This window comes from Desulforhopalus singaporensis (assembly GCF_900104445.1).
Lineage (GTDB): Bacteria > Desulfobacterota > Desulfobulbia > Desulfobulbales > Desulfocapsaceae > Desulforhopalus_A > Desulforhopalus_A singaporensis.
The window spans coordinates 1-26,123 of sequence record NZ_FNJI01000005.1; the positions used below are offsets into that span (position 1 = coordinate 1).

General features: G+C 53.4%; 18 protein-coding genes and 1 pseudogene. 11 read left to right on the plus strand and 8 right to left on the minus strand.

Features of this window, described 5'->3' with window-relative positions; translation table 11 throughout:
* The first annotated feature begins 605 nt into the window (after nucleotides 1-605).
* Nucleotides 606-2,609 carry an oxidoreductase gene (locus BLQ17_RS04150; protein ID WP_092220100.1) on the plus strand — a complete coding sequence of 668 codons (2,004 nt, stop codon included), beginning with the start codon at nucleotides 606-608 and terminating at the stop codon, nucleotides 2,607-2,609.
* A 94-nt stretch (nucleotides 2,610-2,703) separates the two neighbouring features.
* Complete coding sequence (locus tag BLQ17_RS04155; protein ID WP_092220102.1) at nucleotides 2,704-4,407, plus strand: acyl-CoA dehydrogenase family protein; 1,704 nt, start codon at nucleotides 2,704-2,706, stop codon at nucleotides 4,405-4,407.
* A gap of 234 nt (nucleotides 4,408-4,641) precedes the next feature.
* Here the strand turns inward: BLQ17_RS04155 and BLQ17_RS04160 are convergent, their stop codons facing one another.
* Together BLQ17_RS04160 and BLQ17_RS04165 are read right to left on the minus strand one after the other, a co-directional pair.
* Nucleotides 4,642-5,619, minus strand: coding sequence for a glycyl-radical enzyme activating protein (locus tag BLQ17_RS04160; RefSeq protein WP_092220104.1), 978 nt, complete (start codon nucleotides 5,617-5,619; stop codon nucleotides 4,642-4,644).
* 53 nt (nucleotides 5,620-5,672) lie between these two features.
* Entirely contained in the window at nucleotides 5,673-8,147 is a 2,475-nt protein-coding gene (locus BLQ17_RS04165; protein ID WP_092220106.1) for a glycyl radical protein, read from the minus strand.
* 154 nt (nucleotides 8,148-8,301) lie between these two features.
* Here BLQ17_RS04165 and BLQ17_RS04170 point away from each other — a divergent pair, with 154 nt between their 5' ends.
* Nucleotides 8,302-8,526 (plus strand): hypothetical protein, encoded by a 225-nt coding sequence (locus BLQ17_RS04170; RefSeq protein ID WP_092220107.1) that lies wholly within the window; start codon nucleotides 8,302-8,304, stop codon nucleotides 8,524-8,526.
* A gap of 167 nt (nucleotides 8,527-8,693) precedes the next feature.
* On the opposite strand, the gene BLQ17_RS04175 is transcribed toward BLQ17_RS04170, so the two are convergent.
* Both BLQ17_RS04175 and BLQ17_RS04180 read right to left on the minus strand, forming a co-directional pair.
* Nucleotides 8,694-9,683, minus strand: coding sequence for an NADP-dependent oxidoreductase (locus BLQ17_RS04175; RefSeq protein WP_092220108.1), 990 nt, complete (start codon nucleotides 9,681-9,683; stop codon nucleotides 8,694-8,696).
* A gap of 523 nt (nucleotides 9,684-10,206) precedes the next feature.
* The gene (locus BLQ17_RS04180) at nucleotides 10,207-11,232 is read right to left on the minus strand and encodes a uroporphyrinogen decarboxylase/cobalamine-independent methonine synthase family protein (protein WP_092220110.1); all 1,026 of its coding nucleotides are present in this window, start codon (nucleotides 11,230-11,232) and stop codon (nucleotides 10,207-10,209) included.
* A 65-nt stretch (nucleotides 11,233-11,297) separates the two neighbouring features.
* On the opposite strand from BLQ17_RS04180, the gene BLQ17_RS22155 reads away from it, so the two are divergent.
* From BLQ17_RS22155 to BLQ17_RS04205, 6 genes are all read left to right on the plus strand, one after another.
* Entirely contained in the window at nucleotides 11,298-11,522 is a 225-nt protein-coding gene (locus BLQ17_RS22155) for a hypothetical protein (protein WP_143005431.1), read from the plus strand.
* 218 nt (nucleotides 11,523-11,740) lie between these two features.
* Entirely contained in the window at nucleotides 11,741-12,766 is a 1,026-nt protein-coding gene (locus BLQ17_RS04185) for an XdhC family aldehyde oxidoreductase maturation factor (protein ID WP_092220112.1), read from the plus strand.
* 275 nt (nucleotides 12,767-13,041) lie between these two features.
* Nucleotides 13,042-13,929 (plus strand): DMT family transporter, encoded by an 888-nt coding sequence (locus BLQ17_RS04190; protein ID WP_092220114.1) that lies wholly within the window; start codon nucleotides 13,042-13,044, stop codon nucleotides 13,927-13,929.
* A gap of 366 nt (nucleotides 13,930-14,295) precedes the next feature.
* Nucleotides 14,296-15,162, plus strand: coding sequence for an isocitrate lyase/PEP mutase family protein (locus BLQ17_RS04195; protein ID WP_092220116.1), 867 nt, complete (start codon nucleotides 14,296-14,298; stop codon nucleotides 15,160-15,162).
* Between the two features lie 153 nt (nucleotides 15,163-15,315).
* Nucleotides 15,316-16,518: a CaiB/BaiF CoA transferase family protein gene (locus tag BLQ17_RS04200; RefSeq protein WP_092220118.1), complete on the plus strand. Its 1,203-nt coding sequence runs from the start codon at nucleotides 15,316-15,318 to the stop codon at nucleotides 16,516-16,518.
* Between the two features lie 36 nt (nucleotides 16,519-16,554).
* The gene (locus BLQ17_RS04205) at nucleotides 16,555-17,478 is read left to right on the plus strand and encodes a hydroxymethylglutaryl-CoA lyase (protein ID WP_092220120.1); all 924 of its coding nucleotides are present in this window, start codon (nucleotides 16,555-16,557) and stop codon (nucleotides 17,476-17,478) included.
* 240 nt (nucleotides 17,479-17,718) lie between these two features.
* Here the strand turns inward: BLQ17_RS04205 and BLQ17_RS04210 are convergent, their stop codons facing one another.
* From BLQ17_RS04210 to BLQ17_RS04220, 3 genes are all read right to left on the minus strand, one after another.
* On the minus strand, nucleotides 17,719-19,341 hold the full coding sequence (locus BLQ17_RS04210; RefSeq protein WP_092220122.1) for an aminotransferase class V-fold PLP-dependent enzyme: 1,623 nt from the start codon (nucleotides 19,339-19,341) through the stop codon (nucleotides 17,719-17,721).
* Nucleotides 19,342-19,359: 18 nt separating this feature from the next.
* Nucleotides 19,360-19,929: a glycerol-3-phosphate acyltransferase gene (locus BLQ17_RS04215; protein ID WP_092220124.1), complete on the minus strand. Its 570-nt coding sequence runs from the start codon at nucleotides 19,927-19,929 to the stop codon at nucleotides 19,360-19,362.
* Nucleotides 19,930-20,249: 320 nt separating this feature from the next.
* Nucleotides 20,250-20,516, minus strand: coding sequence for a DksA/TraR family C4-type zinc finger protein (locus BLQ17_RS04220; protein WP_092220126.1), 267 nt, complete (start codon nucleotides 20,514-20,516; stop codon nucleotides 20,250-20,252).
* Between the two features lie 575 nt (nucleotides 20,517-21,091).
* Here BLQ17_RS04220 and BLQ17_RS04225 point away from each other — a divergent pair.
* On the plus strand, nucleotides 21,092-21,544 hold the full coding sequence (locus BLQ17_RS04225; RefSeq protein ID WP_092220129.1) for a metal-dependent hydrolase: 453 nt from the start codon (nucleotides 21,092-21,094) through the stop codon (nucleotides 21,542-21,544).
* Between the two features lie 63 nt (nucleotides 21,545-21,607).
* Nucleotides 21,608-23,476, plus strand: coding sequence for an LTA synthase family protein (locus BLQ17_RS04230; protein ID WP_092220131.1), 1,869 nt, complete (start codon nucleotides 21,608-21,610; stop codon nucleotides 23,474-23,476).
* Here the strand turns inward: BLQ17_RS04230 and BLQ17_RS23485 are convergent.
* Nucleotides 23,470-26,121 (minus strand): annotated as a pseudogene (locus tag BLQ17_RS23485) (glycosyltransferase). The gene BLQ17_RS04230 and the pseudogene BLQ17_RS23485 overlap by 7 nt on opposite strands.
* Nucleotides 26,122-26,123 lie beyond the last annotated feature (2 nt).

Consider the following 26,123-nt stretch of genomic DNA (forward strand, 5'->3'; position numbering starts at 1 on the left):
GATATGGGGATCCTGCTGACCTTTATGTTTGTCTGGAACATGGTCGGCGCCCTTCTGGTTCTGCCGGCATTGGCAAGGTTTCTGGTCAAGCCGGAGGTGCGTCCTGCGGAAAATCTGGAGGCGGTGAAAACGCAGTGTACTCCGATAGCTGTTCGATGACCCGACAAGACTGCAAAATTGCGGCATAGGACAGGGGGATTCCTCACATGCGGAAAATGTTATGCCAGGGGGGATTGTTTTACTGTTGGTAATGTGGATGTCCCGTTTTTTTTCGTGCGGTTGATACTATGACAAAAGATTTGTCATCCAGGTAAATCCCAACCTGTCGGAGCCGGGATTTACCGACTCGCCGCAACAGCAAGCTCTGAAGATCAATTTGGTGAAGCGGGTAAAGATAATCCTTGCCTTATCGTTTACGTTGACGTAAGATGAATATTGTCACATGGAGAACAACCTGTCAAGAGCAGAACCGGGTAAATTTGTCCAACAAAAAAAAATGGCGAGGATAGGTTCGGGATAACGTCGATAAGAAGGTTTTGTGCGGTGTTTTTGGTTAAAGAAAACTCGGATTGCTGTTGAGCGTGAAAGTAAAAGACGGAGGCAATATGGACGATTTACTGTTTCAGCCAATTACAATTGGTAACCTTGCAGTCAAGAACAGAATCTCGATGCCGGCAATGCACACCAATATGTGCCAGGATTTCATGGTGACCGACAAGCTGATCCAGTTTTATGCCGAGAGGGCACGGGGCGGAGTCGGCATGATTACGGTTGGTTATGCAACGGTTGATGAGCTTTGCGGGTCCGGCCAGTGTCTCGGAGCGCACAAGGACGAATTTATTCCTGGTCTTGGCCGCCTTGCCGGCACCATCAAAGATCTGGGAGCCAGGGCACTTGTTCAGATTAATCATCCGGGAAGATATGTCCCGTCACGTTCGATCAACGGACTCCAGCCTGTTGCACCTTCCGCCATCCCTTCGCGATTGACCAAAGAAACGCCGAGGGAGCTGGATTCTGAAGAGATCGGTGCGGTGGTTCAATCTTTTGCAGATGCGGCAGCCCGGGTACAGGCTGCTGGTTTCGACGGAGTGGAAGTGCTCTGCGGTACAGGTTATCTGATAAGCGAATTCCTGTCTCCGCTGACAAATAAACGCAACGACGGTTATGGCGGCACCCTTGAAAATCGAATGCGCTTCGGGGTGGAGGTGATCTCGGCGATTCGCAAAACGGTGGGTGATGACTTCACCCTGCTGGCAAGGGTCAACGGCAATGATTTCATGCCGGGCGGCAATAGTCCTCAAGAGTTGCAGATGTTCGCAAGGACTTTGGAGGAAGCGGGCATAGATGGTGTGAATGTAAACGTTGGATGGCATGAGGCCCGTGTCCCGCAGATTATTGGTTCGGTACCACGCGGGGTATTTTCTTACCTGGCAGAGGGGATCAAGCAGGTGGTCGGGGTGCCGGTTATAGCTGGCCACAGGATCAACGACCCTGTCACTGCTCGAGAACTGATTGCCGATGGTAAATGTGACATGGTCGCCATGGGGCGTGCACTCATTGCGGATCCCCAACTGCCAAACAAGGCTCAAAGCGGTCGCGAAAAAGAGATTCTGCATTGCGTGGCCTGCGGGCAGGGATGTTTTGATCATATTTTCAAGGCAAAGCCGATCGAGTGTCTGTGCAACCCAAAAGCCGGACATGAGCGATCTGCGCGGGTAACAACAAGCAGCCGACCTCGACGGGTTATGGTAGTTGGCGGTGGCGCCGCAGGCATCAGCGCGGCACTTTCGGCTGCAGAGACGGGGCATGAGGTCAAGCTTTACGAAAAAAGTGGCCGGCTTGGCGGCCAGCTCTTTTTAGCAGGTGCTCCTCCAGGAAGAGAAGAATTTCTGACGCTGGCGGCAGACCTTGCTAACCAAGTTGCCGGAAGCCGCGTTCAAGTGATTTTCAATACGGCGGTTGATGTTGCGCTGGTTGAAAAAGAAGCTCCGGAGGCTGTCATCCTGGCAACCGGAGGTGTACCGCTGACACCGCCGATCCCTGGCGTGGAACTGCCGCATGTCGTTCAGGCCTGGGACGTGTTGCAGGGCAGAGTATCCCCCGGACGGAGGATTGTGGTGATCGGCGGCGGAGCTGTCGGGGTGGAGACTGCACTGATGTTGGCCGAGAGTGGAACAATGTCCGCCGAGGCCCTCAAGTTCCTGTTGGTCAATCAGGCTGCGACGCCTGAGGAACTGTACCGGCTTGCCACCAGAGGGAGTAAGGAGGTTTTTCTGATCGAGATGATTGATAAGATCGGTAAGGACATCGGTCTTACCACTCGATGGGCGATGCTGCAGGATATCTCCCGAGTGGGGGTATCTGTGCAACAGGAAACCAGGGCGATGGAAATTACCCCCGGGGGGGTGATGGTGGAGCGTGCCGGAAAAATCGTGAAACTGCCATGTGACACTGTCGTTTTGGCTGCCGGATCCCGTGCTTACAATCCACTACAAAAACAGCTGGAAAAAATTGGGATATCTTGCCGGGTGATTGGTGATGCGGAAAGGATAGGACTTGTTTTTGACGCGATCCATTCCGGGTTTGGTGCCGGCAGGAGTGTGGTGTAACTGGTTCTGTCAGAGGAGCGGGCCCGACGGCTTGAAAATTTTACAACGTCCTGTTTATACGGGTCAATCAACAAAAATTGCAAGGAATAAAATCATGAACTTACTGAATCCCCATAAGTATGAAGGCAAAGGGCTGGATGAAAAGACGCAGGCAATGATGCGGAAGGTCATCGACTATTTTGAGCAAAAAGGATTGAAAAGTATCAAGGAAGACTACCACAACCGGGTGTGGAACTACGAGTTTGTAGACTTCATGAAGGAACATAACGTCCTGGCGACCCTGATGACACCGTCCGGGTATGGTGCGGAAGATTCACGCTGGGATACTTACCGGAATGTTGCATTTGCCGAGCTCATGGGCTTCTACGGGTTCACCTATTGGTATACGTTTCAGGTCACCATGCTGGGGCTCGCTCCTGTCTGGATGGGATGCAATGAAGAGATCAAGCACAAAACCGCCAAACTTCTTCAGGAAGGCGAAGTTTTCGCCTTCGGGTTATCGGAAAAGGAGCATGGGGCCGACATCTACTCGAGCGACATGATGCTCCATCCCCAGCCTGATGGCTCCTATGTGGCAAGGGGCGATAAATACTATATCGGCAATGGCAACGAGGCGGCTATCGTGTCCACTTTCGGTAAGATGGCCGATAGCGGTGAATATGTCTTTTTCGGGGTTGACTCCAAGCATGAAAAGTACGAGTGCGTGAAAAATGTCGTTAACCAGCAGAACTATGTCGCCGAATATGTACTGCATGACTACCCCATCACTGAAGCAGATATCATGGAAACAGGTCCCAAGGCCTGGGACAACATGCTCAATACCATCAATGTCTGCAAGTTCAATCTCGGGTTCGGCGGTATCGGCCTCTGTACCCACGCTTTCTATGAAGCCATTGATCACGCCGCCAACAGAAACGTCTACGGCATGTTCGTCACCGATTTTCCTCATGTCAAACGACTGTTTACCGATGCCTACTGCAGGCTCGTCGCCATGAAGCTTTTTTCTGATCGGGCCACCGATTACATGCGGAGTGCGGGGCCTGAAGATCGTCGTTACCTGCTTTACAATCCAATGGTTAAAATGAAGGTGACGACGCAGGGTGAAGAGGTGATCAATCTTTTATGGGATGTTATCGCCGCCAAGGGATTTGAAAAAGACACCTTTTTCGAAATGGCCGGGATAGAAATACGGGGACTTCCAAAGTTGGAAGGGACCGTTCATGTCAACATTGCCCTGATCGTCAAGTTCATGAAGAACTATCTGTTCAACCCGAAGGAGTTCCCGAAGGTGGTCCAGCGAACGGATGCTGTCAATGACGACTTCCTGTTTGATCAAGGCCCCACCAAAGGACTGGGCCGCATACAGTTCCATGATTATAACCTGGCATACAAGGGAGTCGATCTTCCCAATGTCAATCTGTTCAAAGAGCAGATAAATCTTTTCAAGGAATTCCTCATGAAGGCTACTCCGGATGCGGACCAGGCGAAGGATATTGATTACCTTCTCGCCGTAGGGGAAGTTTTCTGTCTTGTGCCATATGGTCAGCTCATCCTGGAAAATTGCGAAATCCTCGGTGTTGAAGATGATCTGGTCAACGAAATATTTGACTTCATGGTGAGGGATTTTTCAAAGCATGCTCTGACAATTCACTCAAAACCGAGCAATACCGAGTTGCAGCGGGAGCTGTCCCTCAAGATGATCAAGGCGCCGGCGGCGAATCCTCAACAATTTGCAAAGATCTGGAAGAACTATGTCTACGCCATGAAGGATCAGTACCGGATGAAAGATCAAGAATAAGACCTGGTAGGACAGCAGTAACTGCGGCGAGGGCGCAGGCAGCAGAAACTCTCCCCTCATTGTGTTGCTGACGTCTTTGAAGCGCAGGCGATGAAAGCCTTGATCACCTCCTGAACCGGCGCCCCCATAGTCAGCTATGGGGGCGTTTTTGTTGCAGTGCGAACCATGTCACGGGTCCGGTTCAGGAATTGCTGGGGCTGATACATGCTCCTCCCTGAAAAGGGAGCAGGGGGATCAGACAGAAATCTTATGGTTTGTTCCCGCGACAGCCGGAACGCCGTACTCTCTCATGACTTCAGCAAGAGAAAGAAGAGTCTTTTCCCATACCTCCCGTTCCGGGGTGACCAGCGTCGCCATGGGGTATTCCCTCCCCAGTGAAGCGTACTTGTCTTCTCCCAGCTTGCGAAATGGTAACAGCTGGACCTGGAGAATTTTTCCGTTCAACTCTTCTTTGATGAAACGTGCTGTGGCGCGAATATTCTCTTCTGTGCCGTTATGCTCGGGAACGACCGGGATACGGATGATGGTCGGTTTGCCGGACGCAACAACGTGTTTGATGTTGGCGAGGATGAGTTGGTTGGAAACAGCGGTGAACTGGAGATGCTTTTCACAATCCATATGCTTGAGATCACAGAAGAGAAGGTCAATCAGCGGCAGCGCTTCATCCAGAGTTTTCTGTCTGTAGTTCAGCGCTGTTTCCATGCAGGTGTTGATGCCTTCTGCTCTGGCTGCTCTCAACAGCTCTATGGTGAACTGCGGCTGGATGAGAGCTTCACCTCCTGACAGGGTTATGCCACCTCCGGATTCTAGATAGAAGTCTTTGTCCTTGAGCACCTCGTGTAGTACTTCGGCGACAGTGACCCTTTGCCCCCAGACCTTGATCGCGTTGGTCGGGCAGACAGAAGCACAGACCGTATAGTCCAGCTGGTTCTCTGATTCAATTCTTGTGATTCGGTTATTCTCTACGATCAGTGCTGATTGGTCTGGCGCAGCTTGTCGGCACTGGCCGCACTTGTCGATACCGATGCAACGATCTGGGTAGACTCCCAGCTGCAGGCGGGACTCGATGCTTTCAGGGTTGCTGCACCACAGGCAGCGCAAGGTACAGCCCTTGATGAAAACGACGGTACGTATTCCTGGACCGTCGTGGACGCTGAATCTTTGAATGTTGAATATCGTCCCGGCTACATCGGGGTTATATTGCCTCTTCATATAGAACTGGTCCCAGGATGGACGGCGCCCCGCGGGGGGCGCCGTGTGATGGCTTAATCGAATGACATTTCGGTACGGGTCATAATATCACGCCGCAACTCATCGCTGAGTTCGGACCAGTGTGCGCTGTACCCCGCAACACGGACCATCAGGCCACGATACTTGTCCGGATTTTTATATGCATCCTTGAGCAGGGCTCCGCTGATAACGTTCAGCTGCATTTCCTGCCCTGCCTTGAAGTAGGATCTATATAGAGAGACAAGGTTGTTGACACCTGAATCTCCGGACAGGGTGGACGGGGAGAAGCGCAGATTGAGCAACGTTCCGTTAGACATCCGTTCCTGGTGCAGTTTCCCCGCCGACTTGATAACCGCTGTCGGGCCCTTGCGGTCGTGGGAGGCGACATACGTATGGACAGGGCCGATGCAGTCGGATAACGGCTCGTGGTTTTTGCGTCCCTCGGCCGACGCAGCCTGGACCATGCCGAACGGGACGTTGGCAGAAACCGTGTAAACCCCGGGCTGGAAAACTCCCCCGCGGGGATTTGGGATACCTTCCACGGCATCACAGTAGATATCGGTAGCGTAGATGGCCAGTTCATCAGCATAGTCGTCGTCATTACCGTAGTGGTGGACTTTGTCGCTGTTGACCAGGTGATAAAGGGACTCATGCCCTTCCCAGTTTGCCTGGACGGCAGCCTGAAGCTCGGCCGCGCTTACTCTCTTCTCTTCGAATACCAGCTGCTTGATGACCGAGAGGCAATCGGCAGTCGAGCCAACCCCGGTGCACTGCGGTCCGGTAAAGTTATAGACAGCCGCGCCGGTGTTGACATCCTGGCCCTTGGCAATGCAGTCATCAATCAAAAGGGAAAGATAGGGCAGGGGCTTGAGCTCGCGATGGACATCGTCCATGATGTTTGTGCCGCGGGCGTGAATGTCAACCCAGTATATCATCTGCTCTTCATAGGATTTCTTGAGCTCATCAAAAGACGCGAAGTCCTCAAGTCGGCCAGTTGCCGGCCCGAGACGGCCCTTGTCCTGGTGGCCGAGGGCGTAACCATCGTTCATGGCCAGTTCGAGAACCCTGGCGATGCTGAAATAGGCCGAATCGTGCCACCCGTATTCTTTACCGGGGACACTCAGCTCGACGCAGCCGACGACGACGAAATTACGCGCATCTTCAAGACTGACGCCTCTGTTCCGCATGGCCTTGATACACGCCTCGTCACTGAAAATTTTAGGCTCGCCGGTCCCCATGCGCATCGCTTTTGCTATTTTCTGGGCAAAACGATCCGGAGTGTTCTTGTGGATACGTGCTGCCATCCAGGGGTGGCCCAGGCGGGTGTGGGCAACCATGTCAATGAACATGTCGGAGAGTTCGTTGGTAGCGTCATTGCCGTCACCGTCAACACCACCAATGGTGACGGTGCTGGTCCCCAGAGCACGACCGCTATTGGCCTGGGTGGTCAGCCAGTCGCGCAGCTTCATGAAGTTGGTGTTCAAGGCCGCCAGACACTCGATAACTTCCTGAATAAAGTCTTTTTTAACGCCGTTCTTGATATCGTTTTGGAAGTAGGGCAGCAGCGTTTGATCCAGGCGGCCGTAAGAAACGGAGTGACCGTTTGATTCAATGATGATAAGGCTCCAGGCCAGGTGCGTCAGCTGCAGCGCCTGCCAAAAGGTTTGTGGCGGTTGCTCCGCGATATGGTCCAGGTTGTCGGCCATCTGCACCAGTTCGTCGCGCCGAGCTCCTTCAGCGTTGACAGCCTTGCTGCGCGCAAGCTCAGCGTAGCGGTGGATGTAGTCCATGGCCGCGTCCAGAACAATCAGCTGGGCACGGTAGAAGATGCTGCGCTCGTCCCCCTCCGGCAGGGCCGCCAACTTTTCCTGAACCAGGCTGCGGATGCCGGCATAGCCCAGCTTGAAGAGACGATCGGTGTCGGCAACCAGGTGACCAACGCCGGCAAAGTGATAAAGGCTGGTGGAGTAAAGCATGATGCCCATGAAATCTCCCTTCATCTCTTCCGGGGTCATGCGGCTGAGAATGGTGTCGGACACTGTTTTACCTTGCCAGTAGTCGGCGATGCCCAGCAGGTCATCACGAACTTTGTCACTGTAGGTGTAGCAGTTGTTGGGGCGCTCCCGCAGAACCGGGGGGCCGTCTCCCTTGAGCTCATTAACGATCCACTGATAGGAAAACTCGGGGTAGATCGGGCAGGATTTCGGCGGAGCGGCACAGTCGCCAACCAGCAGCTGCCCATCAGCGATCTGCAGGGTGACGTTACGGAGAATGTGGGCGAGGGTGGAGGCAACTTTGATCTGTTGCGGCTCATCACTATATTTCTGGTAAGCCTCGGTTGCCAGCAACGCTCTCTCGCTGTCGACCGTCCAGCCACTTTCATAGTACCAGTTACGCAGACGGTTAATGCGTGGGAAGGGTGAAGGATCATTGACGACACCTGATACGCCAACACCCCAGTTGTCTTCATCAAATCCAATTTCTGCCAGCGCCTTGACCGTAGCGTTCATTTTCGTCCTCCTGTGCTGTTTTTATTTGCTTCTTGTATGAACCCTGTAAGTTATGGTTTTTGCCTGCTGATTGTTTTATTCATATATGTAACAGTAACGGCGTTACCTGAACTTGTCAACAAAAAAAAATACATGACGGGACTGGTGCTCCTGCATGTCCTGCCGGGGCGGAAAGATCTCTCCGCAAAAAGCCAATACAGGCGCTGTTTATGGCTCAGGTGGTGAAGATGCAGAAAATAGATTGTGGGTGATCGATGAATCGTGTATGGGGCGCTGGTGGCGCGGCACCATATGTCCCGGTTTTCTCTGCAATGTGCCAGATACCATTGTCGCACGATCGCCGGATGAGGGGCGACACCAGGAAAAAGCAAGCCGTTGAACGCAAAAGATTATGCAGGGATTATTCAACTCAAGCTGAAGCGGACTCCGCTTGGCAGGCAGCCTCGCAGGACTCATTTTCGGAGTCGGCTTCAGTTTTTTGGTTGTAGTTGTAGATAACTGGCAAAAAAAATTGTGACACAGGGTGTGAACCCTTTTAAAAAAAAACTACAGTTCGACAACCAGTTTCCCCTTATTGTTACCGCTGAACAGCAGATTGACACCGTCGATTGCACTGTCAAGCCCGTGGAGCTTGTGGATGCGATACTTGAGCTGGCCTTTTGCCAGGTATCCGCCGAGGGCCTCGGTCATTTGAGGAATCTTGTCATAATGGTCGAGGATGACGAATCCCTCAACTCTCAGCGCCTTCAGGTTGATCTGTTTCCAGCTCGGCCCCGGTGCCGGTTCTTCCCTGTTGTAGTCAGAGATCATGCCGCAGACGGCAATTCGTCCGAAGCGGTTCATATGGTTAAAGACCACCTGCTGGACAGGGCCACCGGTGTTCTCGAAGTAGACATCGACCCCGTGCGGCGCTGCTGCTGAAATTTCTGCCTCGAGATCGGCTGTTTTGTAGTTGATGGCCTTGTCAAAGCCCAACTCCTGCTCCAGCCACTCGCACTTTTCATCACTGCCGGCGATACCGATGACGCGCAATCCCTCCGCCTTGCCGATCTGGCCAGCCAGTGACCCGACCGAGCCCGCGGCCCCGGAGACGACCAGAGTTTCGCCGGCCTTAGGCCGGGCGATTTCCATCAGCCCCAGATATGCTGTCAGTCCAGGTACATACATCACGCACAGCAGCGCCTCGACCGGCAACTCCAGCGGGACAATCTGCATGTCATCACCTCCCAGGACATACTCTGCCCAGCCGGTCATTCCCAACACCCTGGAGCCAACTGGGTAGTTGTCATTCTTCGACTCGACGATCTCGCCAACGCCGAAAGAGCGCATGACGTCCCCTACGGCAACGGGCTCGACATAGCTGTCATCGTTGTCGTCCATCCAGGTCCTCATGGCCGGGTCCAGCGACATGTGGGTCTGCTTGACCAGGAACTGGTCTTTTTCTAGCGCCGGGGTCTGTAGAGTGACCGTTTCGAAGATATCGGCTGTGATCTCATTCTGCGGGCGTTTCAACAGTTTGATAGCTTTGTATTCCATTGTGATCTCCTTTTGTCTGTTTTGAAGAATCCGGTTATGACATGAGCAATGGCGAACCGTTCACCGGTTTTTGAATTCCATGAATTCCTCTCTGAAGTTGTCTTCCCGTGCAGCGCCAGCGAGGCGGCGCTGCAGTTATCTATCTGACCGTTCAGATAATTGTGTTTATTTTCTTGTAAAATGTCAAGTGCTGCTTTTACGATCGTCGTAATTTATGAGAAGGTGTATGTCGTCGGGGTGCGTCTGACCGGCGTTGTCTATTGATGGTGGATGGTCGTGATTGCTCTTTCGCTGGAGGTTGACAGTTGTCGTCTGCAGCAATAGTGAACGCGACAGATAAGTGTCAGGGTGTGACGTCTGGTGACGTGGGCGAACAAACGCTTGTGCGTCATCCAGCATAAGTTCTGGAAGAAGCCTTGCGGGTGGGTTGTCGCAGGCTGCGTCAACTTGGCTCCAGGGTGAACTCAATTCTATCCGTATCCATGTGATTCCTGCAGAGTGCAGAACGCGCAGCTGGTCTTTCTCAACTCAGAAGATATTTTTTTCTGAGCATTTCCGATAATTGGCTGGTCATTGAAAAAGCGTTTTCAACGGTTTTGCTCTTGTCGGGATTAATCAGGCAGCAGGTGGCCGGAGAAAGCATGCTCTGCTTTACGATCTGCTCAATTTCTATCCCTTTCCTGCCCAGGTATTGCCAGATGGTTTCAAGCTTCATTGACAGAAAGCCAAGACTTTCTCTCGCAAATACCTCGTAACCGGTCGGGACGATGCCCCAGACGAGAACGCCGCCTCTGTCGAGAAATTTCCTGATTGAGTCGCTGCAGGAAGAAAATCGTTCGGCGTTGGTATAGATATCCAACGACAGGATATCAAGATCGAGGTTGAGTAGAAAGTCCCAGTCGGGATTCCCGCATAGATGGATTCCCCGCGGTTTGTCCACTGTCGCAAAAAAAGCATCCAGGTCGTTTTTGGCCTGCAGCTCGCTGTAGCCTGAAAGTGCCGAAAAGATAAACTGCAACCCCGGCCCATCAACGAAAATGAATGCGTTTGGGTTCTTCTGTTTTAGCCTCGCGAGCTGGACATTGATTCTGTTGGCCATGAATTCGAACATGAAAGGCCGGATGGTGTCTTCAAAAAGAATGGGCCGGTCATCCTGGTCATGGATATTGAAGCCGAAGCTCACCGGTCCCTCGAGTTGGCCTCGGATTGCAGGCCTGTCGCTGAGATCAAGTGAGAGAAAGTCGTGATAGACAACGGAATATTGTTCGCTGACGTCAAAGTAGGAAGGGTCTTCAAGATGACTCATTGTCTGCTCGAACTCCTCAATGAACTTGTCCATGGAAAAACGCAGACTCTTTTGGTGCAGATCAAGAACAATCCCGGGAAAATGTTCCGCCGCCTGGACATACATATCCTCGTAATAGCTGTAGTTGGGCAGTTGCGGCCAGAACGGAACATCTAAAGACAGTGCAGCTGCAAGAGCTTGCTCTACACTGGTCTGCGGCATGACCGCCATGGCTGTAGTCAAGAGGTTTCCAGGAATTGGCAAGGTGTCAGCTCCTATTGATCATGAAATTATGATGGCAAATAATTGTTAGAACAAGAATGCCATCTGTGACTAATTATGTCCAGAACAACCACGAAGCAGAAAAAAAGAAAAACAGAAATATCAGCGAAAAGTGGTCAACAGTTCCATCAAATTTTGATGCGAGGCCACCACGTTTACTGCTGGCATCGACTCCTTTAGATGAAAATATCGGTGGTTTCAGAATATTATCCCTATTTGGTGGCCAGGCTGCTTTTAGAGTTGCGCCACAGGGGGCACAACTCTTAATATAGAGTCCAGTCGATTGATCCTTGCCGCGACCAAGCAGTGTATAGGTGTACACCGCTACTGGGCATGTCGAAGGGGCGTCTGGTGGCGTTTTGCAGGTGAGTTGTATGCGCGACCTCTGCAAGACCAAGGGGCCGGGACCGGGGAGTCGACGTGGAACCGGAAGAAGTCAATACCTGGACCGGCAGGGAAAACGGGGTCGCAGTGAATCAAGGAGAAAGTGATGCACCATTTATTGGATACACTTATAGAGACGTTGGAAAGTGGAGAGTTGGTGATTCTTGGCGGGATTGTCCGCAGCAGCGGATCGGCGCCAAGAACTTCCGGGGCGCGAATGCTGGTTCGCCGTGACGGTACCATCTGCGGGACGGTGGGTGGTGGTGCCGTGGAGGCCAAGTGCCTTGAGGCGGCCGGGGAAATGTTCGCGGGGGCAGTGGACCACAAGGTGGTTGAGTTTTCCATGAGCGCAAGTGCGCTGGCCAGCGAGGGCATGGTCTGCGGCGGCGCTGTCTCGATATTGCTGCAGAAAATCGATGGCGGCAAGCTCGATTTTTTCAAGCGATTGCAAACGCTCTGCCGAGATGGGGGCAGACCGATGCTGCTCACCGTGCTGCCCGGAGGACTGGATGACGATAACACCGTCAAAATGATGCTGGGAGACCGTGAGAGTGTCCAACAGTTTGGCCCGGGTTTTTATGAGTCCCTGGTGAAAAGGGCAGGCCGGGTTCCGTTTCTTACCAGGGTCGGTGATGCGGAAATTTTTGTCGAACCCCTCGCCAGCCCGGGGGTGGTACATATGGTGGGAGCAGGACATGTGGCCCATGCTACGGCAAAGCTGGCCGCCTTTGCCGGGTTCGAGGTGGTCGTGATTGATGATCGAACGGAATTTGCCAATAAAGACAGGTACCCAGAGGCGCGTGAGATCAGGGTGGTGGACTCCTTTGACTCCTGCCTCGGCCAGATGTCCGGAGATGACTATGTGGTGATCGTCACCCGCGGGCATCTCCATGACAAGGACGTGCTTGCCCAGGCGCTGCGAACCGATGCCGGCTATATTGGCATGATCGGCAGCAGGAGAAAACGCAACGTTATCTACGATACCCTGCGCCAGGAAGGTTTTTCCGAAACCGACCTGAAACGTGTATACAGTCCCATCGGTCTTTGTATCGGTGCCGATACCCCCAACGAAATCGCCCTGAGTATTGTCGGGGAACTGGTGCAGGTCCGTGCCAGGATAGGGGCAAAATAGCCTGTTGCCGGGAAGGCGGATCATGATCACAGGTTTCTAGTCAGCTGCGGGCAATTCCCGAGAACCGTACCGGCAGACGATGCCGGTCGCCGACTCCGGTCCTAATAGGGGAGTATGTTCGAGGTGGCCGGGCGTTACAACGTAGCCGCACAGCAGTGGTGCAGAAAGAGAAGTAATTTTCCCCGCGGCAACATGTCTTGCTGGAAATGTTCCATTTTTCAAGGCAGATGAACCGGAAAACATCGAAACAGTAGAGATTAAAAGGGGGCAAGAAGATGTCAAAGGCGGTAGCGGCGAAAGCCGTTGGCGGGTATATCGGAATATTTTTTGCTTTTCTCTCAGCAGGGTTGTTCGCACTGTTGAATGTGGTGCTTCGCTTCGCCTCACCGTATCTGAGTGTGTGGCAGATTATGTTTGGCCGCTGCCTCCTGGGTGCCCTGCTGATGATCCTCATAACCAGGGGCATAAACAGCTGGCTGCTGGGTCAAGACAGGCGGACCATGCTCCTGGTGGGGATTACAGGAGGAGGCGGCATAATCTGCATCATGGGCGCCATCCTGCTGCTGCCTCTTTTCGAGGCTCTCTGCCTGATATATCTTTATCCGGTTTTTGCGGCAATACTCTCGCCGATCCTCACCGAGGATCGTACGGAACTCAGGGATTGGCTGCTGATCACCGCAGCATTTTGCGGAACCTTGTGCATCCTCTGGGCAGGAGATGTCAACTTTTCCTTGCAGGTTGGCCACCTCCTGGCGCTGTCCGCCGCTTTTTCCTACGGGCTCAGCATAACCCTGATCAGGCGCGTAAGCGGTACAAACAGCCCCTTTACCCCGTTTTTCTATTTCTGTCTTGCCGGGATGGTTATTGGCGGCCTCCCTGTTCTTCTGCAGGACTCATCGCTTGAAATCTCTCTGAGAGGTATGGGGTTTCTTTTGGGGATCTCTCTTATAGGCGCCTCCGGCCAGCTCGCCGCTATTAAGGCCCTTGAATATCTGCCGTCGACAAAAGTCGGGGTGATCGGCATGTCCGAACTCATTTTCGGTGGGATTCTCGGCCTGTGGATCTTTTCCGAACCGGTTACCCTGCTCGATTCTCTTGGTGGTACAGTCATTATCGCCAGCTGTCTGTTACTCAATTTCAAGCCTCGAAAAATCGCCCAATAAACCGATCCGTATTCGTCTGTGACTCTTACTTTTATGAACCGGTCCTTCCGGGATGGGATGTCTCCTGCCGGGTGACAGGCCGGAGGCGGTTATCCATTCCTGTTTTATTGCGCTGGATGGTGTAGTTGGGGAACCGTATGGTAAAATATCCTTGACTTTTGATTTACGTATATTGTATACAAAAGTCAAGGAGAGAGGCGGAGAAACCGGTGCACCGGCTGGTTGTGCAGCTGTTTCTCTTCATGCTCCCGAGGCGTTGTCAACCAATTGTCAAAACTTTCATATTGTCAGCAAATTCTCTTGATGGATGGGAATAAGGCCCGTTCGGCTTCAGGGAAAACGAGACAGAAACTATAGAGATGTGGAATGAAAAGAAGAACGGAACTGAAGAATCTCTTAAATGGTAAAGAGCTGGTGGTTGCTCCCGGAGCCCACGATGCACTCACCGCCAGGGTAATAGAAAAATGCCAATTCCCGGCGGTTTACATGACCGGTTATGGACAGTCTGCCAGCCATCTCGGCCGTCCTGATATCGGCCTTATGTCGATGACAGAGATGGTAACCAGGGCGCGCAACATTGCAGGGGTCGTCGATCTGCCTGTTATCGCCGACGCCGATACCGGTTTTGGCAACGTCATCAATGTTATCAGGACCATTCGTGAATATGAGGCGGCCAATGTGGCGGCCATTCAACTTGAGGACCAGGTGCTTCCCAAGAGGTGCGGCCATATGCTTGGCCGGGAGGTTGTCCCTGCCAAGGAGATGGTTGCCAAGATCAAGGCAGCGGTGGCCACCAGGGAAGATCCCGATCTCTTGATTGTCGCCCGGACCGATGCCAGGACCAATTATGGTATCCAGGAGGCGCTGGACCGCGCCAGGGCCTATGAGGATGCCGGTGCCGATGTTCTCTTTGTTGAATCTCCGGAAAGTGTCGAGGAGATGGTCCAGATCAACGAGGTGCTGACCAAACCGACCCTTGCCAATATGGTTGAGGGCGGAAGGACGCCGCTGCTGCCCAACAGCAAATTACAGGAGATAGGCTACAATCTGGTGATTTATCCCACCGCTTCGATTTTTATCATGGCCCAGTCGATGATGAAGTTGATGAAGCATCTAAAAGATAATGGCTCGACCGAAGAATTGATGGATCAGATGATATCTTTTAGCGAATTCAATGAATTGGTTGGTCTTGATGAGGCCATTGCGGAACTGAAGGACCTTATGGTCATCTAGCACAGTCGGGTGACAGCAACCCACTGGAAGTGCATGGATGGTAACAAGGGAGGAGTTAACCCGGGAGATTGTCTGTTAAAGAGCCGCCGGTCGCGGTCACCGATGTTATGCCCGATTATGGGTGTAACCTACCGATAAAAGGAGGATGTTTTCATGGCTGATAAGAAAAGACCACTTGAGGGATTACGTGTTGTCGAGATGGGTGCCTTTATCGCTGGTCCGTTTTGCGGACAGCTTCTGGCAGATTTTGGCGCAGAGGTTATAAAGATCGAGCCTCCCGGAAAGGGAGACCCCATGCGTCAGTGGGGACGCCATCGTCACAATGGGAAAAGTCTCTGGTGGCCTGTACTTGCACGTAACAAGAAGTCGGTAACCCTGAACCTGAAATCAGAGAAGGGTCGGCAGATGGCAAAAGAGTTGATCGACAGCGCCGATTTTCTCTTGGAAAATTTCCGTGCGGGGATGCTGGAGAAGTGGGGCATGGACTATGAAACCCTCAAGGCGACCAATCCCGGGCTGATCATGATCCGGGTCAGCGGCTACGGCCAGACCGGGCCATACAAGGACAAACCCGGCTTTGGCAGCATCGGCGAAGCCATGGGCGGTATCCGCTATATAACAGGTTATCCGGATCGTCCGCCGACGCGTATCGGCATCAGTATCGGCGACTCGCTGACTTCGGTATTTGGCGCTATCGGCGGCCTGGTGGCTCTGCATGAACGATCCAAGACCGGCAAGGGACAGGTGGTCGATATCAGCATCTATGAGGCGGTGCTGTCGCTTATGGAGAGCCTGATCCCCGAGTATCAGTTTGCCGGTGAAATACGCGAGCGAACCGGCTCGATTCTGCCCAATGTGGCTCCGTCCAATATCTATCCGAGTTCCACCGGCAGCTTTTTCCTGATCGCCGCCAATGCCGACAATATCTTTGGCAGGCTTTGCAAAGCCATGGAGCGTCCCGAACTGGCGGAAGATCCACGGTATGCAACCCATAATGCAAGAGGAGAGCGGCAGGAAGAACTGGATGAACTCATCGCCCAGTGGACAGTGAAATTCACCACCGATGAACTGCAGAAGATGATGGACGAGCACGGTGTGCCGGCCGGGCTTATCTATACCCCGCGCGAAATGCTGGCCGACCCGCACTTCAAGGCGCGAAATACCATCATTGAGGTCGCGGACAAGGCCATGGGCAATATCAAGATGCAGAATGTTTTCCCATACCTGAGCGAAACCCCGGGCGGGGTGGCGTGGACCGGTCCGGAGCTCGGTGAGCATAACCGGCAGGTGTACGGTGATATCCTCAATATCGACGCCGCACAGCTGGAGGAACTGCAGTCCGGGGGCGTGATCTGATCGCCTGTAACAAGGGGTAAAAAGGATAGGAATAACATGAGTAAACGAGTGGAAATTGTTGACGTCTCGCCGCGGGACGGGCTGCAGAACGAGTGCAAAGTGCTGCCCCCGGAGACGAGACTGGAGCTTATTCGTCTGCTGGAACAGGCCGGGGTTCGATCCATCGAGGTTGGATCTTTCGTGCATCCTAAATTCGTGCCGACCATGGCCAACCTCGCCGACATATGCCGCCACCTTGATTTCAGTGGCACCCAGCAGCATTATACCGCGCTGGTGCCCAACCTCAAAGGCTTTGAGCTGGCCGTTACGGCCGGTCTCAACCACGTGCGGCTGGTCATTGTCGCCAGTGAAACCCTCAACGGCAAAAACTTCAAATGTTCCGTCGAGGATTCCCTGAAGGGATTTGAGCAAGTGGCCGGGATCTCGAAAGAAGCCGGGGTTGCCTTCGGCGTCATTATCGGTGCATCGTTTGGCTGTCCTTACGAAGGGCATGTGCCTCCTGCCCAGGTGATCAGGATTGCCAGCCGGCTGGTGGAGCTTGGCGCAGATGAGGTGATGCTCGCCGATACCACCGGAATGGCGATGCCGGATCAGGTTGAAACCCTTTGTGGTGAAGTCAGAGATGTACTTGTCAAGATGCGTCCCGGGCTCAGGGTAGGGGTCCATCTGCATAATACCAGGAACACAGGGTATGCCAATGCCTATGCCGCATACCGGGCCGGAATTCGTCTCTTTGACGCCTCTCTGGGTGGTATTGGCGGCTGTCCGTTTTCTCCCAACGCCCTTGGCAATATTGCCACCGAGGATCTGGTGCATATGTTCAACGGGATGGGAGTCGAGACCGGTATCGACCTGGCCGGGCTGCTCAAGGCGAGCAAGTGGCTTGAACAGCAGTTGGGAAAGCCGATGCCGGCAATGATCGGCAAAGCCGAACCTGTCTATCCGACTCTTACGACCTGAGTTTGAAGTAAAAAAAACCGGATGCGGCGCCAACCGTTTCCGCTGTCGCATCCGGTTTGTCTGTAATACAGCACCAACCTTTTTCTCTGTCTATCCCCTAGAATCCCGCTCTTTATCCCCTGGTCTTTAAAAGCTCACAGACCCGGATACGATCACTCAACTTCGGTTACGCCCTGATTGATCGGGAAAATAAGAAGTTTTATTGTAAATATCACCTCTCCCCGTTCTCAGGGGTTGCAGTCACCGAACAAGCTCTTGTTCCAGAATCTTGAGAACTTTTTCCGACGGGCTATCCTCTGCTCCCATGCGGCAAAGCTGAATCCAGTTTCGCTCAAGAAGGTAGCCGCTGTGATAACTGACAAGGATACCGCGCTCTTTCAACCGGTCACCGATTTCAAGGGATGAACAGTTTGCCGGAAGGTTGATTGTCACGACGGACGGCATGGCACAGGATTCCGATGCAAGAACAGGAGCGCCGATCTGATTGAGTTGACACCGGATCGATCTGGACCAATTTTCAATCTCGGAAAACCGTTTCATCCAGTCCTGTGATTGTACCGCCGCCAGCAGTGCATAGACCAGGTTGGTCTGGATGGTGTAGGGTACGCCATTTTTCTGTTGATAAATTCCAAGGTCAAGGACACAGGGAATATGGCGGGGGGCAGCAGCGAGGTCATTGTCGTGGAACACCATGCACAACCCTGAAAGAGACGCCAGCCCTTTGCCGCTGGTTCCCGAGGCCAGATAGATCCCGTTCAGATCGACCGGGACCGTGCCGATGGAACTGATACAGTCAATACATAGCTTCAGGTCGTGTTCTGCGCAGAACTCCCTGTACATGTCAAGGTCGTTGAGGACGCCGGTTGAGGTCTCGCAATGGGTGCCCCAGATCCAGCCGACACCGGGATGTTCCCGTAATGCCTTGTCAAGATCGTCCCGCTCAATGGGACTTCCTTCAGCAGCCTCGACCACTTGGAAATCAAGTCCTGCGCCATTTGCGCAATGGAGCAGGCGACGGCCGAATTCGCCGTTCACAAGCATCAACCCCGGCTGGTGGAGCAGGCTGAGTTGTGCGGCTACCGCATCGTTGGCCATCGTCCCCGGTCCCATGAGAACTTCCACATTCGAGCTATTGACGAGTTCGCAGAGTTTGCCGCGCAGTTTCTGGAAATCCCTCATGAACTCTTCGCTTCGATGGGAACAGGGCTGTCTTTTTACCATCGAAGCCACCTCCTTGTTGACGCCAACGGGGCCGGGCAGGAAGTTGAAAAGCACGGCGTTGTCGCCAGAGAGGTCAAAAGGCTTTTGACCAAAGGACCGGGAACGTTTTGTCAACTCGATAAATTTCTCAAGGGTCAGATACATCGGCTGATACAGGGCTGATTCATGTCCGACGACCGGTCCGAACGGCACGAATCCGAGATGGCTGTACAGTTTGGTCTGGCGTACTGTACCAGAAATAATCGCGAGGTCATGGCCGCAGTCGATTGCATGGTTGGCCAGATGTGTAATCAGCCCCTGCGTTACACGGCTATAACGATATTGCTCTTCAACCGCCAGCAGCCTGATCTCGCAGATGGAGTGTCCTTTCGGGAGATAGTCGTCAAGGGACTCCAGCTTCTGGTCCAGTGAAAATGGCCGTTTATCACGGAAGGCGATCATGCCGGCGACTATTTTCTGTTGTTCGTTGACACAGATGATGTAGATGTTTTCGTGATGGAATTTGTCAATCAGTTTTTTCTCGTCATTGGGCTCATGCTGGGGGATCTCCTCCACGAATGTTTTGTAGTTCAGGGCGTGTACGGCTTCTATCTCCCAGGTTTTCTCGGCAATTTTAAAACTGAAATTTTCCAGAGACTTCATTTGCGCCTCCCTGCTGTTCTAAAATTTGGCAAACACCCGGCGTAATCGTTCACGGTGGGCAAAAAGTATGATGATCGAAGATGTTTCCATTACGGTTACCGCATATCCTGAAAAGTGTAAAAACAATGCGACAAAGGGCAGCAACACAAATGCCGCCAGCCCGCTGAGAACGAATCCCTGGCGGAAGATCATGAGCGTTGCGGTAATGATCAGCAGCGCTAACGCTAGAAACGGGTTGATAGTCAGGTAGGCACCGATAGCTGTGGCCACTCCCCGACCGCCGCGAAACTGAAGTCTCAGCGGCCAGATGTGTCCTGCGACCACAGCCAGCAGAATTAATGCCAGAACGGTATCGTTTCCGCTGAACATCTGGCCGATCAGCACCGCGGCGCTTCCCTTGAGCCCGTCGCCTAGCAGTGTAGTCAAAAAGCCGGCCGGCCCCAGCAATCGGCCGACATTGCGTGCACCGACCCCGCCGCTGCCCGTTTCGCGGATATCCTGCCCCGTCTTTGCAAGAACAAGGTAATAGCCCGTACAGAAACTCCCCAGCAGATACGCGATAACGATTACCACCAGTTCTTTTCCCATCAACCAGATCCACCCCCCGGTAGCTTATTGAATATTACCAGTAGATTATCATAAATAAAAAACAGCTGTAAAGGTCAGCGGTTCAATTTCGTCTCTATCAAAGCTCCGGTCTGCAGCGGCAGGGGGCCGAGACGGAACCTTACATACTCCTGCGGCTGCTGTCAGCGCAAGTCTGGGCGTGGGGGGAAACGGAAACAGGGCAGGCATCTTGCGGGAGGAGTCCACCGGGTTTGCCAAGGTCGCCTGTAGAGCCAGCGTCAGGGAGCAATCCGGTGGGCTCCTAGGACTATGTCAACCCCGGGGATCACAGAAGGGTACAGTTACTTGAGCTGGCTGTCTTTGCTGCCGCTGCGATTGAAAAGAGAAGCAGCCTTCTGGTTTTTTTCAAGTTCTGATTGACATTCGATGCAATATTGAACTCCAGGTACAGCCTTGCGGCGAGCTTCGGGAATGGGGGCTTCGCATTCGGCGCAATGGGTCAAGCTCTGGCCTTGCGGCATGCGGCTTCTCGCCAACTGTACCGCGGATTCCACCGTGGCATCGATCTGTTCCTGAACTGCTCCGTCACCGGCCCAGCCAACAGCCATAACTGACCTCCTTTTTCCCGGGGGCGACTTCTGCGGGTTCCGGGAAAGACTCCAATAAACCGAAGGGGGACAACTCCTCGAAGAAGCGGGGTACAGCTGCCTGGGGCGGCAGTTCAGCAACATCCTGTTCCAGAGGATGGTCGAGCCCATCGTACTTTCAGTGCGGCTTTGTTGATCCGCGGATTTGGTGTTACAACCTTGTCTTTATACAGACACTCTGATATTTTACCAGATATTTACTGCCCTGGATACTTGAAAAGAGAGCCATAGGTCAACTCTGTGCCGTTGAAGCGTCATGGCGGGCAGATACTGCTGCCAACCTCCAAAACGGGCCGTTTTGGATGAGTTGCGCAAATCCTCCGGCGTAGCGGGCACATCTGTGCTTGGTAGTGACGTTTCAGGCGGCACCCTATTTCTTTACGCTTGAGGCAGACTGTATCTTCTGATATGTAGATACGCTGATATGCATAAGTCACACTCCGGCTGCTCCGTCCATGAGGTCATGGTCATTGATCAGCGGTATGACAACTGTTTTTTTTAAAGACGACCACAACAGCTGAAAAAAGGAACATGCCATGCCTGGATACAAGGGACACATAGCCGGCGGAATCGTTACCGGCGCTCTGGCTATCGGTAGCGCCGCTGTTGTACACAGGTTTACCGACAGTCCCCTGCAGTTAAGCGCTCTCATGGGATTTTGCCTGCTTGGCTCCCTGTTTCCCGACTCCGATACAGATTCCAAGGGACAGAACCTTTTCTATGCCATTTTCGTTCTCATGGACGGTTTTCTGATCTACCGCCACGCTTATAAACTGGCAGCCTGGCTTGGGCTGTTTGCCATGCTGCCGGCACTGGGCCACCACCGGGGATGGACTCATAGCTGGCCCGCCATGCTGCTTGTGGGCAGTCCCATACTGATAGTTCCCTCCGTCCTGCTCGGAACCGGAAATATCACACTGTTTATCCCCTTCTACCTATCCTTTACTTTGGGTTATTTTTCGCACCTTTTGCTGGACAGGATCATATGAGGACCACCAACGAGGCGGCACCGCGACCATGAACTGACACCATGCCAGCTGCCGCAGGGTACCATGAATATAAGAAAAGCTTTTATCTACTATCGTGATTTTAATACGCCTGCTCCTCACAGTATCTGCTGGCGCCGGACCCTGCTGGCGCTTTTGGCGATGCTGGCCTGGGCGGCCGCACTCTATGCGGTGCTGCAGTGGGGTATCTTTGTCTTCTTTTCCATTCAGGTGTGGCCGACCACCTGGGTCAAGGATGCGGCGGCCCATATCGTTGTCGGGCTGGTGCTTTACCTGGTCGCCCGCAGCTGGAAAATGTGGGCGGCCGCTTTTGCGCTGATAACCGCAGTGCTGCAGGTAAGCAATGGCCTGAAACTGACTGTGCTGGGCAGCCCTGTCATGCCTGATGATTTTTTGGGTTTTACCAATATGCTGCACCTCTTTTCCGACTGGCGCCTGGCGGCGATGATTGCAGCCGTGGCACTTCCGGTCACCGTACTGGCAGCGTCCATTGCCTGGAAACGAAAAAGTACCTGGATTGCTCTTGGTTCCCTGGTGATACTGTTGGCGGCGGTCTTTGCCAATGCGCCGGAGGTGATCGCTTTTATGGACAAACGCTACGGCGATTGGGTGTGGAATCAGCCGGGCAATTACCGGGATCGCGGGCTGGTCAGGCACCTGGTGCACGAAGGGGTGCGATCCATGGCACGGGGTAAGGTCGACGTTTCCGCAGACGATGTCCATGACGCCATGCTGGCGCTGGATCCGGAAAATAGACGGCTGGCCGAAGCATGTGCTCCTGCCCGCAGGCCGAATCTCTACATGATCCTGCTTGAGTCGTTCTGGGATCCCATGGTTCTTGAGCATGCGGGGATACACCCTGATCCGGTTGATCCGCGTTTTAGAAAACTCTGGGAAGACGCAGGTCACAGCACAACAATGGCCCCTGTATTCGGGGGATATACTGCGAACAGTGAGTTTGAGGCATTGTGCGGTTTCCCTGTAACGGATAACGGTGTTTTTTTCGAAGGATGGCTGCGCAACGATGCTCCCTGTTTGCCTCGTTATCTTGACGGAGCCGGCTATCAAAGCATCGCCGCTCATCCCAACTATGCGGCGTTCTGGAATCGGGTCAATTCCTACCGGCGCATCGGCTTTGACCGGTACTGGTCGAAAAACGATTTTGTCCTCGACGATATGAATCGGCAGTTCCTCAGCGATGCATCTCTTTACCGGCAGGTCTGGGAAAAACTGCAAGAGATGCCGGAATCGGGGCCGAAGTTTGTCTATATCGTCACCTTTTTCGGGCACCTCGACTACCCGTTGTCGAAATCAAGACCGGAAGTCATAGAGGTTGGCATGGATAACCGGATGTTAAAGGGCTATGTGAACCAGGTCTATTACAAGAGCAGGGAATTGATGGATTTTGTAGAAAAGATACGGCTGGAGGACCCGGACGGGGTGATCGTTTTCTTCGGCGACCACCTGCCGTATCTTGGCGCCAATCACGAAGGGTATGTCCAGGAGAACATTTTCCCCCGCAATAGGGCTGACTTTGACGCAGAGATGTTCAAATCCTACGTGACGACACCGCTTGTAATCGTGGATGGACGGCGCGGGCCGGTTGATACCGGGACGCTGCCCATGTATCAGCTGCCGGCCAGGTTGCTCGGTCTCATAGGGGATGAAAATCATGGATATCTTCACCTGGCCCAGAGCAGCAAGCTGCGTTATATCAGGCCGTTGTCCGGTTTGAGCCTGTATGCTCCGGAAGCCGGAAAACCGGTTTTGTGCAAACAGCAAACCGAAAATCAGGACGAACGCTGCCCCGGGATATTGCGTCTGACCAGAGAACTGACAGTTTTGCGGCAGGACCTGTTTACGGCCGACCAGTACAGCGTAGGCCTGCAGGCAGGGCAACGATCTTTTCAGTGAGGTGACTCAATATGGATCGGCGGTGGGGGCGGCTGGGGTCTGTCTGTTGCCGGGTAGTGATCGATCGGCTTCATATGTCCTATCAGGCTGGCGGGAATCTTCGGCAGGGCGCCGGTTATAGACACTATGATCGCAGCAAGAAAGGGGATTGACTGAATGACAAGCACCACACGCCACATACGCAGGTCGAAAAGCGACATATCCTGGGTTCTTCCCAGAATATAGCTGCCAAGAAGCAGGGCGGTGGCAAACAGCAGTTCCTCACGGCAGGCGGACAGGGCCTGCATTATTTTGTTTTTACTTGTCATTTTAGGTGTTCTGAAAAACCCTATGCCTTTAGTGAGAAAACCGGCAACCATGGCCCGGGCAATGGTGTGCGACAGGGCGAGCCCGGCCAAGCCTGCGGCCAGACACTGGCGATGGCCAGCCTTGATACGCCAGCGGTAGAGGACGAACATCTTGAGTACCTTAAAACAGAAAAATACGATGGGCATCATCGAGAACATGGCTTCCGGCGGGTTGAAGACTCCGGGCCTGAGGATCATCAAGGTCGTCCATGTGAGTGCTCCAAGGTTGAAAAGCAGATTGACCCCGTCGGCTATCCACGGCAGCCATCCGGCAAGGAAGTGATACCGCTGTCCCCGGGTAAGGCAGGTTTTTTTCAGGCCGAGCAGGCTGGCAAGGTGGTGACGCATTATCAGCATGGCACCGTAGGCCCAGCGGAAACGCTGCTTCTTGAAATCGAGAAATGTGTCCGGCATCAAGCCTTGTCCGTAGCTTTTAGCAACGTAGGCGGCCTCGTAGCCGCGTTCAAAGATCCGCAGGCCGAGCTCTGCGTCTTCAGTAATGCACCACTCCGACCAGCCGTTGACCTCCTGCATCACCCGGTAGCGCACCATGGTCATGGTTCCGTGCTGGATAATGGCGTTTCGTTCGTTTCGCGTGATCATACCAATATGGAAAAATCCGTTATATTCTGCATGCATCATGGCCTTGAATGCAGACTCTTCACAATCGTGGTAGTCCTACGGGGCCTGTACCACAGCAATTTTGGGATTCTGAAACAGGGGAACGAGGTCCTTGAGCCAGTCGGGACTGACGAGGTAGTCACTGTCTATGACAGCATTTATTTCTGCGTCGGCAGAGGTGTGTTGCAGGGCATAATTGAGCGCCCCGGCCTTGAAACCGGAAAGGGGAGCGACGTGGAAAAACTTGAATCTGTCACCAAGATTTCTGCAATAGTCCTCGACCGGTTTCCAGATCTCGGGATCGCAGGTGTTGTTGTCGACAACCAGTACCTCGAAATGAGGGTAATCCAGGGCGGCAATGGCATCAAGGGTCTGTTTGAGCATCTCCGGCGGTTCATTGTAGGCAGGTATATGAATCGAAACCATGGGCTGATAGCCGGGATCACCAGCGGGTTTCGGCGGCCGGCGCAGCGATCTCAGCCACAACGCCTCCGCCCATTCGTGGGCCTCGGCCAGCAGCACAACCCCTATGCCCAGGGCGGACAGGATCATGAGGATACCGACCAGGAGTGTCCCTGTGGTAAGGTATCTCTGCGTATAATCGTATAAAATCCATACCGTGATGGTGACCACCAGATAGGTGAGGATGGTGAGAAATCCTCGCCCCTTGTAGTTGAGCCCTTGTGAGTCGCGGAACAGAAATGCGGCGACGATCAGGGCAAGAGCCGCGCACAGTCCCGCAAGGGTCGGCCATTCGGGAATACGGACAACCGGGGCCGTATGGGGAAATTTAGCTTCCCGTTTGGCGTTGTAAACCCCCCAGGCAGTACCGACTTCACCTTCGATATCCCTTTTCCACACCTGGTCAAAAGCTTCCATTATATAGTAGGTATAATCTTCTTTCTGGGCCACATCGAGGAATTGCCGCAAAAAGCCGGCCTGGTTTGCCAGTGATGCCTTGGCCGCTCCCCGGGTCGGGCCGCGGCTGGGCCAGCCGATCTCGGCGATGACAATGGGTTTGTCCGGAAACGCTTTTTTCAGCGCAGCCATCCTCTGCCGGGCAAAAGCGATTGCGTCCTCGACGCCGATTCCTTCCCAGTAAGGCAGGATGTGCACCGCCAGGAAATCGACGTGTGCTGCCAGTTCCGGGTTCTTGAGCCATATATGCCACGGTTCGGCGGTGCTGATCGGCGCGTTTATTACTCGTTGCATCCGGTCAAGATAGCGGATAAGCGTCTTCAGCTGGACGTCACGACGTAAAAGCGATTCGTTGCCGACAATAACGCGCACGATGTTGGGGATTGAGCCGCTGTATACAGTGCAAAGCTTTTTCAACTCCTGGTTGTTGCGTTCGAGGTCAGCGCCGATCCAGGCGCCGAGCGCCACGTTCAGGTGATGCTTGCTGGCGAGTTTTGGAATCTCGCCGAGCGAGCCTGAGACGGAATAGGTCCGCACGGAATGGACGCTGTCTTCTAACAGCGCCAAATCCTGATCTATCTCTTCTAGGGACGGGTAGTTGTCGAGGTCGGGGGTGTTGTGCATCCGCATCGGATTGAATGCGAATCCGTCTATATGGCGCGGCCAGGGTGGTAGCTGGTCCGGACGGTTAAAAAGGCCCCACATCAAAAAACTGAGTCCGCCGATGAGGAGCACGAGCAGTAAGGTAAGTCTATTCATCT

Bases quoted from the DNA above. Each gene is read 5' to 3' on its own strand.
- BLQ17_RS04185 (WP_092220112.1), top strand. From the start codon at position 11,741: ATGCACCATTTATTGGATACACTTATAGAGACGTTGGAAAGTGGAGAG.
- BLQ17_RS04160 (WP_092220104.1), bottom strand. From the start codon at position 5,619: ATGAAGAGGCAATATAACCCCGATGTAGCCGGGACGATATTCAACATT.
- BLQ17_RS04200 (WP_092220118.1), top strand. From the start codon at position 15,316: ATGGCTGATAAGAAAAGACCACTTGAGGGATTACGTGTTGTCGAGATG.
- BLQ17_RS04190 (WP_092220114.1), top strand. From the start codon at position 13,042: ATGTCAAAGGCGGTAGCGGCGAAAGCCGTTGGCGGGTATATCGGAATA.
- BLQ17_RS04195 (WP_092220116.1), top strand. From the start codon at position 14,296: ATGAAAAGAAGAACGGAACTGAAGAATCTCTTAAATGGTAAAGAGCTG.
- BLQ17_RS04150 (WP_092220100.1), top strand. From the start codon at position 606: ATGGACGATTTACTGTTTCAGCCAATTACAATTGGTAACCTTGCAGTC.
- BLQ17_RS04210 (WP_092220122.1), bottom strand. From the start codon at position 19,341: ATGAAGTCTCTGGAAAATTTCAGTTTTAAAATTGCCGAGAAAACCTGG.
- BLQ17_RS04205 (WP_092220120.1), top strand. From the start codon at position 16,555: ATGAGTAAACGAGTGGAAATTGTTGACGTCTCGCCGCGGGACGGGCTG.
- BLQ17_RS04230 (WP_092220131.1), top strand. From the start codon at position 21,608: ATGAATATAAGAAAAGCTTTTATCTACTATCGTGATTTTAATACGCCT.
- BLQ17_RS04215 (WP_092220124.1), bottom strand. From the start codon at position 19,929: ATGGGAAAAGAACTGGTGGTAATCGTTATCGCGTATCTGCTGGGGAGT.
- BLQ17_RS04225 (WP_092220129.1), top strand. From the start codon at position 21,092: ATGCCTGGATACAAGGGACACATAGCCGGCGGAATCGTTACCGGCGCT.
- BLQ17_RS04170 (WP_092220107.1), top strand. From the start codon at position 8,302: ATGTCCTGCCGGGGCGGAAAGATCTCTCCGCAAAAAGCCAATACAGGC.
- BLQ17_RS04220 (WP_092220126.1), bottom strand. From the start codon at position 20,516: ATGGCTGTTGGCTGGGCCGGTGACGGAGCAGTTCAGGAACAGATCGAT.
- BLQ17_RS04165 (WP_092220106.1), bottom strand. From the start codon at position 8,147: ATGAACGCTACGGTCAAGGCGCTGGCAGAAATTGGATTTGATGAAGAC.
- BLQ17_RS04155 (WP_092220102.1), top strand. From the start codon at position 2,704: ATGAACTTACTGAATCCCCATAAGTATGAAGGCAAAGGGCTGGATGAA.
- BLQ17_RS04175 (WP_092220108.1), bottom strand. From the start codon at position 9,683: ATGGAATACAAAGCTATCAAACTGTTGAAACGCCCGCAGAATGAGATC.